The sequence below is a fragment of the Marinobacter sp. Hex_13 genome, assembly GCF_001566815.1.
Taxonomy (GTDB): Bacteria; Pseudomonadota; Gammaproteobacteria; order Pseudomonadales; family Oleiphilaceae; genus Marinobacter; species Marinobacter salarius.
Genome location: NZ_LSMM01000050.1, coordinates 15,469 through 28,956, shown reverse-complemented (window position 1 = coordinate 28,956; position 13,488 = coordinate 15,469). Strand labels below are relative to the sequence as shown.

Here is a 13,488-nt window from a genome sequence, read left to right as displayed (position 1 = left end):
GACTACCGGGTTTTTTCGGTAATCATCTCCTGGTAGCCCACCCGGAAGTCCGGATAGCGGAAATGGAAACCAGAGTCCAGCAGCCGCTGGTTGTTGCAGCGTTTGCTCCCTGCGCGACCACCCTGGCGGGCGTCGGGGCCAGGCTTGGCACAGGGTAGTTGTTCACGCACCCACGCCACCACCTCATCCAGTCGCACAGGCTCGCAATCACTGGCAAGGTAGCAGTCTTCAAGTGGTTGGCCGGCGAGTGCCCGCTCCACGATATGGCAGGTGGCCGCGGCCGCATCCGCTTCGTGGATACGATTGCTGTAGGGGCCGGGAGAGGTCGGGTTCATGTTTCCGTTCATCACGGCATCGAGGAAGCGCGCCCGCGACGGGCCGTAGATGCCACTGAAACGGATTACGGTTGCCGGACTGCCGCTCTCCAGGGCGATCCTCTCACCCGCGAGTATCGCCTGGCCACTGTATCGGGTGGGGTCGGTTGGGCTGGTCTCATCCACCCAGGAATCGTCGTCCTGAGCGTAGACACTGCTGCTACCGATAAACACCAGCCGCGTGAGCTGGCGCCCGTCCAGTGCGTCGATCAGGTTCCGCAGGCCCTTTACGTAGGCATTGTGATAGCCCTCGTTGTCGTAGCTTGCTGGCGTGAGGCAATAAACCACAATGTCGAGGTTGTCCGGCAGTACTGAACGCACCTGCTCCGGCACCATGAGGTCCGCCCCCAGCGCCTGGATGCCCTCCGGGACCTTGTCCGGACTGCGCCGTAGGCCGTATACCTGCGCCGTTCCGGTAAGCTGAGAGGCAATGGCGCCACCGAGCTTGCCACAGCCCGCAACCAGTATTCTTGGCGTTTGTTGGTGCTCAGTGATTGCCATAGACAATATCAATCCTTATGCTTTGGCTAATAAATTAACGGAACGTTTGTACGATCCCTGACCTGGACGAATTCTGACCGGAGCCCGCCATGACTCTGACCGAGTTAAGATACGTTGTTACCCTTGCCCGGGAAAGGCATTTTGGCCGTGCCGCCGAGCGCTGTCATGTCAGTCAGCCGACTTTGAGTGTGGCCGTCAAGAAACTGGAGGACGAACTCGGCATACCCTTGTTTGAGCGTAGCAAAAACAGTATCCGGGTCACCGAAACGGGCAAGCGTATCATCGACCAGGCCCAACGGGTCCTGGATCAGGTGGGTGTTATCCGTGACATGGCTCAGGATGGCAAGAACCAGCTCAATGCCCCCCTTAAGGTGGGTGCCATCTACACCATCGGCCCCTACCTGTTCCCGCACCTGCTGCCGGAGCTGCGCCGCGCGGCGCCTGACATGCCGCTCTACATTGAGGAAAACTACACCGCCACACTGCGGCAGAAACTGCGCCAGTCAGAACTGGACGCCATCATCATCGCACTGCCGTTTGAAGAGCCGGAGGTCGTTACCCTGCCGCTCTACGACGAGCCTTTCGTGGTGCTGCTGCCGGGAGGTCACCCACTGACCAAGCGTGACAGCCTGACCGCCGAGGAGTTGGCGAAGGAACAGTTGCTGCTGCTTGGCCCCGGCCACTGTTTCCGTGACCAGGTGCTGGAATCCTGCCCGCCGTTGGTGGACGCGGTCACCCGTAACCCGAGTGCTGCGGCGCCGTCACTGGTGACTGAAGGCAGCTCTCTGGAGACCATACGTCACATGGTTGCCTCTGGTTTGGGTATCACCGTTTTGCCTTTGTCCGCTGCAACGGCGATGCAGTATGACGAGAGCATACTTGCGGTCAGGCCTTTTGCGGCGCCAGTACCCTATCGCACGGTGGCGTTGGCCTGGCGGGTCACTTTCCCACGACCAAAGGCGATTGATGTGCTGTCGCTGGCGGCCAGCCAGTGTCGGGTAATCGAGAAAGCGAAGATTGAAACCCCGGCTGCGGCCGCAACCGCCTGAGCCAGGCCATGATGTCACTGGACGACATTGCCGTTACCACCCTGAAGGGCGTCGGTAATGCCCTGGCCGACAAGCTGTCGAAGCTGGGCATCCGTTCGCTGCAGGATCTGCTGTTCCATCTTCCCCATCGATACGAGGATCGCACACGCATTGTCTCCATGGGCAACCTGCGCATTGGCGACGTCGGGGTGGTCGAAGGCGAGGTGATGAAAACCGATCTGGTGATGGGCCGGCGCCGAAGCCTGCAGGTGACCCTGAAGGATCACAGTGGCTTCGTGGTCATGCGTTTCTTCCATTTCAATGCCGCCCAGAAGAACCAACTCACGGAAGGCGCGAGGGTGCGTTGTTTCGGCGAAGTTCGGCCGGGGCGGGCCGGTTACGAATTCTACCACCCTGAATACCAGGTCAATCCGCCGCCGATGCCCGCGCAGGGTGAGGCCACGCTAACGCCCGTTTATCCCCTGACAGAAGGCATTCAGCAGCCGCGAGTGCGCGCTCTGTGCCAGCAAGCGCTGGGCTACCTCAAACGTTACCCGATCCGTGACTGGTTGCCGGAAGAACTGCTCGCCAGTTACCAGTTGCCGGGTATCACCGAAGCGGTCGAGCTGGTGCATTCGCCGCCGGCCAATGCGCCGGTTCACCTATTGATGGAGGGGCGGCACCCGGCCCAACAGCGACTGGTTATGGAAGAGCTGCTGGCCCACCAGCTAAGCCTTTTGCAGGTACGGCAACAGGTTCAGGCCCGGGAAGCGCTGCCGTTACTGCCAACCGGTGATCTGCCGGAACGTTTTCTTGATCTGCTTCCGTTCAGCCTTACCGGGGCACAGCGACAGGTTATGACCGAGATCCGCCAGGACCTCAGCCAGCCGGTACCCATGTTGCGGTTGGTGCAGGGAGACGTGGGGTCTGGTAAAACCGTGGTGGCGGCGCTGGCAGCACTGCAGACCATTGGTGCTGGCGCCCAGGTGGCGCTGATGGCGCCCACGGAAATACTGGCGGAACAGCACTACCAGAATTTCCGCGGCTGGCTGGAGCCGCTTGGCATCCAGTTAGCGTGGCTGTCGGGAAAGATTAAGGGCAAGGCACGAAAGGAAACTCTGGAGGCCGTTGGCAGTGGCGAAGCCACCGTGGTGATAGGTACCCATGCCCTGTTTCAGGAAGATGTTGCGTTCAGTCGCCTGGCACTGGTGATTGTGGACGAACAGCACCGTTTTGGCGTGCATCAGAGGCTGGCCCTGCGGGAGAAGGGCGTCGGCGGCACCATGGCGCCACACCAGTTGATTATGACAGCGACCCCGATTCCGCGTACGCTGGCCATGAGCGCCTATGCGGACCTGGATACGTCGGTGATTGATGAGCTGCCCCCCGGCCGCAAGCCTATCGAAACCATCGCCATTCCCGACAGCCGGCGTGACGATGTGACCGATCGGGTACGAAAGGCCTGCAAGGAAGGCCGGCAGGCATACTGGGTGTGCACGCTGATTGAGGAGTCAGAAGCGCTGCAGTGCCAGGCGGCGGAAGTGACTGCGCAGGAGCTGGCGGAACGTCTGCCAGATCTGAAGGTGGGGCTTGTTCATGGTCGCCTCAAGGCGGCCGAAAAAGCAGCGGTCATGGAACAGTTCAAGAACGGCGAGCTCGACCTTCTGGTCGCGACCACCGTAATTGAAGTGGGGGTGGATGTGCCCAATGCCTCGCTGATCATCATCGAGAATCCGGAGCGCCTGGGCCTGGCGCAGTTGCACCAGTTGCGGGGCAGGGTTGGCCGGGGCGAAGAGGCCAGTTTTTGCGTGTTGATGTACCATCCACCATTATCGCTGAATGGCAAGGCGCGTTTGCAGGCCCTGCGCGACAGTCAGGACGGTTTTGTGATTGCCGAGAAAGACCTGGAAATACGCGGGCCGGGAGAAGTGTTAGGCACCCGCCAGACAGGAATGATGCAGTTCCGGCTGGCAGACTTTGAACGGGACAAGGGCTGGATCGAGCCAATCCGTGAAATGGCGCCGCCGCTGATGAAGCAGCCGGCGTTGGTGAACGGTTTGATTCGCCGTTGGTTGGGGGAACGAATTCGTTACGGCGACGTGTAACTGCGCCGCGCCGGTAGAAAAAATCGTGTGAAAACCCGCCTGATGTCAAAGTTGGGTCGCTGTTTGTGCCCTATACTGAGTGAAACCAATGTGTCCAACGGGGCACTGTCTACATTTTGGGAGAAACTTATGGAGCTACCTGTCGTAGTCAGGCAGGCGTTGGGTGAGTCTGCTGCCGGCGTTTCCCTTAGGGATGTGAGCCAGGCCCGGGACGACGAACTGTTGCGAATGGTGTTGCTCACGGATGAGGAGGGGAATCTCCAGGCCATTTGCCGCGAGGGTGACCTGCTCGATATCAGTGCCCTGAACAAACAATTGGGGCGAGATCTGCGGGTGATGAAGCGACGGGAACAGGTCCGGGTTCGTGAGCGCTCTGGCCTGACCGAGCTGCCCGCCTTACCGTCTCTGACCGGCTGGCCCACGATTGTGGACGCGCGGGTGGATGAGTTGGCGTCCGTGGCATTGGTCCTGGGCGAGCAGAATCTTTGTATGGTCATGCCCGGCGACGAGTTCCGGGGAATCACCGTCGCGGCCGACCGCCATTCGTTTTCGGTGGCGCGGGATACCATTGCCGTGAATCTCAACAGCCCGGAAAAAGACCGGGACCAGCTGCATTCCGCCATTCGACGGTTTACCTCGCTGCGCATTCAGCAGCGCCTGGAAGACACTCTTGAGTTGCCTCCTCTACCCGAGACCGCCCAGCGCATTATTCACCTGCGGGTGAACCCCAATGCTGTGATGGGGGATCTGGTGGATGTCGTGGAAAGTGACCCCAGCCTGGCGGCTCAGGTGGTCAGTTGGGCGTCCTCGTCCTTTTATGCGGCGGCGGGGCAGGTGCGTTCTGTGCACGACGCGGTCTCTCGGATTCTGGGGTTCGACCTGGTGATGAACCTGGCCATGGGCCTGTCTCTGGGGCGTGCCCTGAAGCAGCCCCAGGATCATCCGGAAGGCTATGTGGATTACTGGCAACAGGCAATATGGCAGGCTCAGTCGGCCGGTATCCTGGCCAGCATGATGCCTCGTGGCGAACGTCCTATCTTTGGTCTTGCGTACCTGGGGGGGTTGTTGCACAACTTTGGCTACCTGGTGCTGGCACAGGTGTTTCCTCCCCATTTCAAGTTGGTGTGCCGGTCACTGGAAGCAAACCCCCATCTCGACTCCTCAATGATTGAGCATTATCTTCTGGGCGTGACCCGGGAGCAGATTGCGGCGGAACTGATGCAGAACTGGGGTATGCCCGACGAGGTCTGTCTGGCAATCCGAAACCAGAAGAATCCTGGTTACGACGGCCCTCACGCGGTATACAGCAAACTGCTCTGGCTGAGTCGGCAACTGCTGACCAAGCGCGGTGTTGCGTTGGGTGCGGGGGAAGAGGTGTCGGACGCGTTCTACGAATCTCTCGGTCTGAACAGGGAAAAGGTGGAAGCGCAGTTTGATGAACTGGTCGGAAACAAGGACAGCATTATGGCGATGGCGGGGATGATGAATCAGTAGGTCCTCTCTACCGCCAAACCTCTCTAGTTTAGCCCCGCAAAAAAGCCGGCCCGAAGGCCGGCAAGCTCACCCGCTTGTTGCAGATCAAACCAAACGTGTTCAGGAGAAAACAACGTGAGCAGTTGCAGGGTCGGTAGTGGCAACGTGCTTTTTTAAACTTAGCCAATATGGAGTGAAATAAAAGCTGGCTACGTTGGTGTTTGGTGAATGAGCCGGGCGTCATAATTTCGTGACATCTGAAGAGATTGATTTGTAAAGCTAATCAAACCTTCAGTGATGAAATTCGATTACAAACTGTTACAAAATACTGGAGCGTCAGACTCATATTGGTAAGGGTCAGGCCTGGAACGGATGGTGTCGAATGGCCGTTGCGGCGCGGCGAATGGCGTCGGCGTGCTCCTTTTCGACTGCCAGGCGCTCGCGGTCCATCTTTTCCACGAAGCGGGCATCCGTTTCCTGGCGGGCGCGATGGGTCGGCATGTGCTGGATCTGCTCATGCACTTCCTGGAACACCCGGAAAGGAGACTGGTCCAGCAACTCCGGTGCCACGTGGTCCAATAGGCCCTTGATTCGCAGACAGGCTTCGGAGTATTCAACCTGATTCTCTTCCACCGCCATGGCCAATACCCGGATACTTTCAATCATGCTGTCGCGGCGTTCCTTCTGGAAAGACTCTGCTTTCTCCTGCCGCCTCCTGCTGTCCTGCAGGGCACGGGACTGGCGGCCGATAAACGCGACAAGCAGCGCGATGGCCAGCAGGCCGGCAATAATCAGTGTCCATTGAAGCCACGGCGGCATAGAAGTCTCCCTTGAGAATGTCAGGCCTGTTTACGCTGGCGGTCCGCACGCCAGACTTTTACAGACACGGTCTGCCCATTAAGTACGGACGTGCCAACAAGCGGATCAATCTCCTGATCGCTCAACACGTCGTTTATGCTGGCGCCAGCGTGGGCAACCGCCACACTCTGCCCGGTACCCTTCCGATGGTGGCCCCAGCCATGGGGTACTGAAACCACGCCCGCCATCACATCCTCGGTGATCTCCACCGGTAGTACGATCTGCCCGGAGGTGGAGCCAATCTCGGCGGAATCACCAGCCTGAAGGCCACAGCGAGCAGCATCTTTCGGATGGATCATCAGGGTACAGCGGTCTTTGCCTTTCACCAACCGCTGGCTGTTGTGCATCCAGGAATTATTGCTGCGAACGTGCCGGCGCCCGATCAGTAGCAGACCGTCGGAGGCCGGTGCCGTGAGTAAGGCATGGAGCCGCCCCAGATCCTGTAAGTAGCGGCGTGGGGCGAGGTTTACCTTGCCGTCGCGGGTAAACAATCTGCCGGGCATGCATGGGCGAAGTGGCCCGAGATCCACACCGTTGGGTAGTTCCTTAAGGGCGCTGATGGACAGCCCCTTGGGCAGGTCCTGCCAGTGGCGGTTCAGTGGGCTCATTTTTGCCAGACCCCGCAGGGGATGGCGCTCCGGAAGTATATCCATCACCAGGTCGATGGCGGGCTGGACCAGGCCGCGTGCAGGACCGATGTCGGTTCCGTAGGGCCCGGCCCGCAACATAAGATCAAGGATCGGGTCCGGCCCGATCTGTTTGAACGCACGCCAACCCATCTCGGAACGCAGGGGCAGGCGGCCACCTTTTCGCTTCTTCTCCAGACGGTGGGCCAGTTCCAGCAGTATCTGCCAGTCGTGGCGGGCGTCTTTGCCAGCATCGAACAGGGCAGGGCTGTATTTGGCGGTGTTGCGAACGGCAAACATGCTGAAGATCAGGTCGTAGTGGCTGCGTTCAAGCCCGGCGGTGGGAGGTAGTATGACGTCCGCATGACGGGTGGTTTCATTGAGGTAGTAATCCACCGACACTATGAAATCGAGGCCGCCGAAGGCCTCGTCGAGCCGTCCACCGTTGGGGCTTGAAAGCACCGGGTTGCCCGCCACCGTCACGAATGCCCGTATCTGGCCCTCGCCCGGCGTGAGAATCTCATCGGCAATGGTGCTTGAAGGGTATTCGCCGGCAAACTCAGGCAGTTTTTTCACCCGGCTGAACCGCTTGCCGAAATGGCCCTTCTGGCCGGACATGCCACCGAGTGCGATCAGATCAATCGCAGGTTGCGTGAACATCATGCCGCCAGTGCTGTCCAGCTTCCCGGTCAGGATATTGAGCACGTAGGCAAGCCAGGTCGCAACGCCGCCAAAGGCCTGGGTACTGGTGCCCATGCGAGTGTACAGCGCAGCCCTCGGTGTTGTGGCCAGTTGCCGCGCGAGGTTGCGGATATCAGCAGCCGGCATGCCCGTCTGTTCGCTGACGGCTTCGGGGGTGAAGCCCATTGCGGCCAGCCGGACTAGGTCTACGTCTTTCGTCCATTGTTCTGCATGGCCGAGGTTCACCAGGTCTTCTTCAAACAGGGTGTGCACCATGGCCATTAATAGCAGGGCATCGGTGCCAGGGCGAATGAAGTGGAACTCGTCGGCCAGTTTGCCGGTCTCTGTGCGGCGTGGGTCCACGACCACCATCCTGCCGCCACGGCCCTTGAGTGCCTTGAGTCGCCCACGGAAGTCCGGCACGGTCATCAGGCTGCCATTGGAGGCCATCGGATTGGCGCCAATGCAGATGAACAGGTCGGTGCGGTCGATGTCCGGTATCGGGAAGAGAATCTGGTGCCCGAACATTTCCAGGCTGGCCAGCATGTGGGGCAATTGGTCGTTGGAGGTGGCGGAGAACCGGTTCTGGGTGCCTAGGGCCCGGAGGAATGGCATGGTAGCCACCAGCGAGCCGTGATTGTGTACGTTGGGGTTGCCGAGGTAAGCGCCAATGCTATTGCGGCCGTGCTCTTTGCGTACCCGGTGCAGTCGGCTGGCCACCAGGTCAAAGGCTTCGTCCCACTCCATTTCCTGCCAGCCGTCGGTGGTGCGCCGTACCGGTTTGCGCAGGCGCTCCGGGTCTTCGTGGAGGTCCTGGAGGGCGACGGCCTTGGGGCAGATATGGCCATGGCTCAGCGGATCGTCCTCGTCGCCCTTGATGGAGGCGACGTGGCCATCCCTGACCTCGATGGCCACGCCGCACATGGCTTCACATAGATGGCAGGTACGGTAGTGGGTGCCGTTTTCCATGGGGTCTCTCCAAACTGGTTGTTATTGTTCTGAGCATGGCCAAGCAGGGACGGTATTCCGAAACACGCTTTGAATACGTCCCTGTAACGCTCGGGCTCCGCCATCCATGGCTCCGCACGGTTTCGGAATACCGTCCCCGCTTGGCCCCGGACTTCGGAGTTGGTTTCAACAGGCAACCAGATTAGCAGGAAACGCAGGAGAGTGGAAAACCGGTTTATGGCCTTTCCGGCCACAAAAAAGGCCAGCCCGAGGGCTGGCCATAAGTAGCGGAGCCTGAAGTTAGTACTCTGCTGGAATTTCCTTGATGGGGTTGGACAGGAAGTTCAGGTAAACGCCGCCAATTGGAATTTCCAGAGGAATGTTCCCCAAGCTTTCTATGTTGACTGTCAGCGGCACACGATTGGTGTTTCTTTGCTCTATTTGCATCCTGCCATCATCAAAGAAATTGATGTCGCCTTTCAGTTCAAGAGTGAACGGTTTGCTGTACAGGTCGTGTGGTCCGCCAATGGGTGGTTCCAGCAGCGGGGCGTCGAGCTGAAGGCGGGCTTCGGTTCTGAACTCGGTCTGGCCATCATCATTCTCGACAATAACGCCTTCCACCAAGCCTTGTGGATTGTCCTCGGAAGTCTCCGTGTTGTATCGCATCCGAAGGATCTGTGGCCCAGTCGGTTCTTCCAGCGTGATCAAGCCGGCAATCCGCAGGTAAACCGAGGTAGAGGTTGTCGCGAGCATGGTTGGGTATAAGAGTACCCTTACACCGGTCTGCTCTCCTGAGTCCGGATCGATGTAGGGGCCGATAACCTCTGTATTCAGTCCATAGGTCTGATAGATGAATTTATTCTCTGGGCATTCATCACCGTTGGTCGGGCACCCGACTCTTGCCGGAGTGGACATTAGCAGTATTGTTGCGTTGCCTGCTGATTTCAGTTTTGCGGCATTGGCGGACGGCAGGAACTCGCTGGCATCGTTTGGATCCACTTCATGATCGAATGGCTCCAGGCAGTCCTGGGAACCCAGCGCGTCGCAGTCAACCACATAGTTCGAGTTTGTATCCCGAATCGGCAGGTTCCGTAAGGGAGTGAATACTGTATCTAGCGCTTCACCACCTCGGAAGTAAATGTCCATATTTGGCCCGCCAACATCTTCAGGGTTTACCAGGAGATCGGTTTGCAGGGCAAGACCGTTGGCGCCGCAGATGAAATCCTCGGTTCCGGTCTGGCATTGGCCTCCGGAAGTGGATTTCATGCGATAACGATACAGGCTATCGATTTCCCAGGGCTCGTCCGGGTAAAACCGAATCCGTTGATTGTTCTTCTCCAGCCGGCCGGATACCGCTTCAATTGCAGCGCCGCTCTCGTCCACTCTCTCAACCACAAACGTCTCGCCGCTGCGGATGGAGTCCAGATCCATGGACTGGGAGAACACGACCACGATGGGGCGGTCCGTAGGCATGGTAGTTACCGGCAACTCGTCCCCGCGAGGACCATTAGGTGCGTTATCCACACACTGCCCATGGCTATCTTGGCTTAGGTTGACCCCGGTGGTGACGCATGGGTAACCGGGATAGGTTGTCAGCGCCAGAGGTGACCTCTGTGGGACTGAACCGCCGCCAATGTCAGGGAGGGCGAAGCTGAGGTTCTGCGGTGTGACACCATTGCCTGCAAGGTCGGTCAACGCGTTGCCGATCTGCACGGTGTAATCAACACCATGCTCCAGGCCTCCGACCGGGTTCAGTACCAGGGCGGTTCCGTCGAGTTTGGCGTCCAGTGTGTTGTCGCCAACCGTCAGCGGTGTGCCTGCCGCGTCCAGCACAATGCCATCGGCGATGGTATCGGCGTCCAGCGGTTCGTCAAAATTCAGTACGATCGGGTCGCCAGGGCGCTGCATCTGATCACGATCACCCGGGAAGGCATCGTCCGGTCCTGGCATCCAGCTCACTAACTGTGGGCCGGTGTTGTCCGCCAGTTCTTCGTCCCGTTGTTCGGCAGCATCCAGTGCGGACTCGGAATCCGTCGCGGCTTCGATGCGAAAGGCAATGGTGGCATCGGTGAATTCCTGGCCCAGCAGGTTGGGTTCCACCATGCCGATGGCGTCGATGGTCAGAACGCCGTCTTCCACGATCGCGATGCCGGTCAGCTCCACCCCAAGCAGGTCCTGGGATAACGAAGCATTGGGCTGCGCCTCTTCCGTGTTCATGGCAACATCCATGAACAGTTTGACGTGGCGCGGCGCGTTCATGTTATCCGTGTAGGGGTTTGGCATCAGGTAACCGGTGGCGTCCGACAACATGGTCACCTTGATGTCACCGGTTTGCTGGATGTTTCCGGTTGCCGGATCTATAACCGGCACCTCACCGTTGACACGGACATCCAGGCTGCTGCTGGTTAGCACGCTGCCTTTCGGAACTCGCAGTGGCAGGGGCTCATCCGCCGTAAATGCCGGTGCGTAAGCGAGCTCTGCAAACAGATCGCCGGTTTGCTGGGACGGCCCGGCATTGCCCTGCAGTACGGAGTTCAGAGTAATTCCGTTGATGATTTGCCCGTTTAGCCGAGACTTGCGGGTGTTCGCGGCGCTCTCGCCGGCGTTCAGACCGGAATCCACCACTTGCTGGGACAGCACAACGGTTGGGCCGGTGTCGCGTGGGGTGATAGTTTCGCTGAAGTCGTCCAGCGTGCCGCCATGGAGACTCGACAGGTTGCGGACTGACACGGTGTAGGTCTCGCCCGAGGTGAGTATGTCCTCCTCGCGGCCACAGCGCTCTTTCGAGTCTGCCAGGCAGGGGTCGATGGTGATGTCCCGGCCTTTCACAAGAACGGTGGCCGGCACCACGTTCGCGTTGCTGTCAGTGATTTCAATGACACCACCGAGCGCCTTCCAGTCCGGGTGTACGGTCTGGGTCATTTGCAGTCGGAACGTTGAGAAGTTCATGGGCTGGAATACATTGCCCTCGGAGGGAATCATTTCCGCAACTGTGAACTCGGGGCTCAGGTTGTCCAGCCCGGCGATGCCGCTGAATGCACCCCGTGTTGAAAACTGCACGCCCTCCGGGCCAAAAGCATTGGGGGTCGGAATCGTACGGCCGCCTTCCGCCTGCAATGCCTCGGTAAACTCAATGGTGTAGTCGGCGCCCGGGCTGAGTTCGCCCTGTGGCGACAATGTCAGACTGCGCCCACCATCCACGCTTTCGGCCGTGAAGCTCAGGTCGGTGCTACCATCGGTGATGCGGATTTTGCTGGCAACATCGTTGTCAGACAGCGCATGGGAGAAGCGCAGCACCATGTCGGCCTTGGGGCTAACGTTGCTCTGGCCATCCGCCGGGTAGGAGTAAACCACCTCTCCCGGAGTTGTCGGCTCGTCGATGGTCTGTTCATCACCCCCGCCGCATGCTGCCAGGAACATCGCGGGAATCAGTGCCAATGTATTGTTGTGTTTCATGGCAAACCTCTCCTCAGAACTTCAGGGTGATGGAGCCGCTGATAACGTGAACGTCACCGTCGGCGGTTGCCTGCTGTTCGTTACCGTCATAGTCGACGATGGTGAAATCCCGGTCCTGCAGCTGCTGATATTGGTAACCGATATCCAGCCGTACCGGGTAGGCCAGCACACGGGTGCGTTCATAGGTTGCACTGATGCCTAGCCCGGCCACGATCTTGTCGGTGTCCAGATAGTTCAGCTCCGGGTTGCGGGTGGTTTTGAGGGGAGACTCCTCATACGCCAGCCCGCCCCGGACGGCAAAGTGACGGCTGAGCTGGTATTCAGCGCCGATGCGAGGCACCAGGATGTCATCAAAACGGATGCGATTGGCTGCGCTGACATTCTCCTGATCCTTGATTGTGTCGCCGGCGAACTCGTCTTCCAGTTCAGACCAGTTCTGCTGCTCAATGCTACCGCCGATGCGCCAGCCGTCACCCTTGTACTGGGTGCCGATGGCAAAGGTTTCCGGTTGGAAGGAATCGATAGTAGCCACCGCAAGGCTCAGGCCCGGGTCGGGGATGGTCTGTGTAACGATAATGTTGGAGTCTACAGACGTCGAAGCGGATGACTTGGTGCGATAGGTGATCGCGCTTTCCCAGCCGTCGAGGAAACAGTCACTGTCCGGACAGAAAGTATCGCCCCACTTGATGGTGGTGCCAAGGATGGACTTCAGCGAGGGCTCGGCGTTAACCGCCAGTCGCTCGCGGCTGGTTTCACCGCCAAGTGTTGAAACGGCATCCAGTTGAGCGGCTGCTTCCAGAGTGACACGCACCGAAAAACCGCCTGAGATGCCCCGCCAGAGGGGGGTGGCACCACCAATGTTCAGGAACAGGGGTTCCTTGCCATATTGCAGGTACTGCCCGGTTTCGGAGGTTTCCGAGGAGAATGCCAGCATTTCCTTACCATACTTCTCAACGCCTGCGATGAAGCCCAGGTAAATCGGGTGATCGAAGCGGGTCAGGGACGCCAGGTTGGTTTTCATGCCGATCAGGACGTGCTGGCTCGGCGAATCCGAAATGATATCGCCGTCTGCATCGGAACGGCTGGAGCGCAATTCCTGCTCCGCGTGAAGGATGCCGCCGGTCAGCTCGCCACGCTCGTCACTGGTCAGATAGGACGGATTGTAATAGGTGGCTGACACATGCTCGTTGAACATCGACAGGGATTGTGCGGTAGCCACGTCCACGGGCATCACGCCATAGGTTGTACCGATATTGCCCATACTGGCAGAGGCATTCAATGAAAAACCGGCCGAGGCGGCTGCAACGGCGAGTGTCATCGCACGCAGGGAAAAGCGGGAGGTTGAAACCATGAAACACACTCCATTTGTTTGTCTTTGTTATGGACCTTTGCCGTGCCCCCGGAGTCGGGTAACAGGGCTGGCAATTATTGTTGGTAC

General features: G+C 59.0%; 8 protein-coding genes. 3 read left to right on the top strand and 5 right to left on the bottom strand.

Features of this window, described 5'->3' with window-relative positions; genetic code table 11:
* Positions 1–2: 2 nt before the first annotated feature.
* Positions 3–875: an NAD-dependent epimerase/dehydratase family protein gene (locus AXW11_RS13210; RefSeq protein ID WP_085681670.1), complete on the bottom strand. Its 873-nt coding sequence runs from the start codon at positions 873–875 to the stop codon at positions 3–5.
* Between the two features lie 89 nt (positions 876–964).
* On the opposite strand from AXW11_RS13210, the gene AXW11_RS13205 reads away from it, so the two are divergent.
* From AXW11_RS13205 to AXW11_RS13195, 3 genes are all read left to right on the top strand, one after another.
* On the top strand, positions 965–1,924 hold the full coding sequence (locus tag AXW11_RS13205) for a hydrogen peroxide-inducible genes activator (RefSeq protein WP_041332640.1): 960 nt from the start codon (positions 965–967) through the stop codon (positions 1,922–1,924).
* Positions 1,925–1,932: 8 nt separating this feature from the next.
* Positions 1,933–4,008: an ATP-dependent DNA helicase RecG gene (gene recG / locus AXW11_RS13200; protein WP_091642248.1), complete on the top strand. Its 2,076-nt coding sequence runs from the start codon at positions 1,933–1,935 to the stop codon at positions 4,006–4,008.
* A gap of 129 nt (positions 4,009–4,137) precedes the next feature.
* Complete coding sequence (locus AXW11_RS13195; protein ID WP_036203187.1) at positions 4,138–5,502, top strand: HDOD domain-containing protein; 1,365 nt, start codon at positions 4,138–4,140, stop codon at positions 5,500–5,502.
* Positions 5,503–5,838: 336 nt separating this feature from the next.
* Here AXW11_RS13195 and AXW11_RS13190 read toward each other — a convergent pair whose 3' ends face one another.
* The 4 genes from AXW11_RS13190 to aupA all read right to left on the bottom strand — a co-directional run bounded on the left by AXW11_RS13190 (position 5,839) and on the right by aupA (position 13,401).
* Positions 5,839–6,300, bottom strand: coding sequence for a DUF2489 domain-containing protein (locus AXW11_RS13190; protein ID WP_036203189.1), 462 nt, complete (start codon positions 6,298–6,300; stop codon positions 5,839–5,841).
* Positions 6,301–6,320: 20 nt separating this feature from the next.
* Entirely contained in the window at positions 6,321–8,615 is a 2,295-nt protein-coding gene (locus tag AXW11_RS13185) for a molybdopterin-dependent oxidoreductase (protein ID WP_091642251.1), read from the bottom strand.
* A gap of 279 nt (positions 8,616–8,894) precedes the next feature.
* On the bottom strand, positions 8,895–12,050 hold the full coding sequence (locus AXW11_RS13180; protein ID WP_091642254.1) for an Ig-like domain-containing domain: 3,156 nt from the start codon (positions 12,048–12,050) through the stop codon (positions 8,895–8,897).
* Between the two features lie 13 nt (positions 12,051–12,063).
* Entirely contained in the window at positions 12,064–13,401 is a 1,338-nt protein-coding gene (gene aupA / locus AXW11_RS13175; protein ID WP_041332641.1) for an alkane uptake protein AupA, read from the bottom strand.
* Between the last annotated feature and the right edge of the window lie 87 nt (positions 13,402–13,488).

Bases quoted from the DNA above. Each gene is read 5' to 3' on its own strand.
- AXW11_RS13210 (WP_085681670.1), bottom strand. From the start codon at position 875: ATGGCAATCACTGAGCACCAACAAACGCCAAGAATACTGGTTGCGGGC.
- AXW11_RS13205 (WP_041332640.1), top strand. From the start codon at position 965: ATGACTCTGACCGAGTTAAGATACGTTGTTACCCTTGCCCGGGAAAGG.
- recG (WP_091642248.1), top strand. From the start codon at position 1,933: ATGATGTCACTGGACGACATTGCCGTTACCACCCTGAAGGGCGTCGGT.
- AXW11_RS13195 (WP_036203187.1), top strand. From the start codon at position 4,138: ATGGAGCTACCTGTCGTAGTCAGGCAGGCGTTGGGTGAGTCTGCTGCC.
- AXW11_RS13190 (WP_036203189.1), bottom strand. From the start codon at position 6,300: ATGCCGCCGTGGCTTCAATGGACACTGATTATTGCCGGCCTGCTGGCC.
- AXW11_RS13185 (WP_091642251.1), bottom strand. From the start codon at position 8,615: ATGGAAAACGGCACCCACTACCGTACCTGCCATCTATGTGAAGCCATG.
- AXW11_RS13180 (WP_091642254.1), bottom strand. From the start codon at position 12,050: ATGAAACACAACAATACATTGGCACTGATTCCCGCGATGTTCCTGGCA.
- aupA (WP_041332641.1), bottom strand. From the start codon at position 13,401: ATGGTTTCAACCTCCCGCTTTTCCCTGCGTGCGATGACACTCGCCGTT.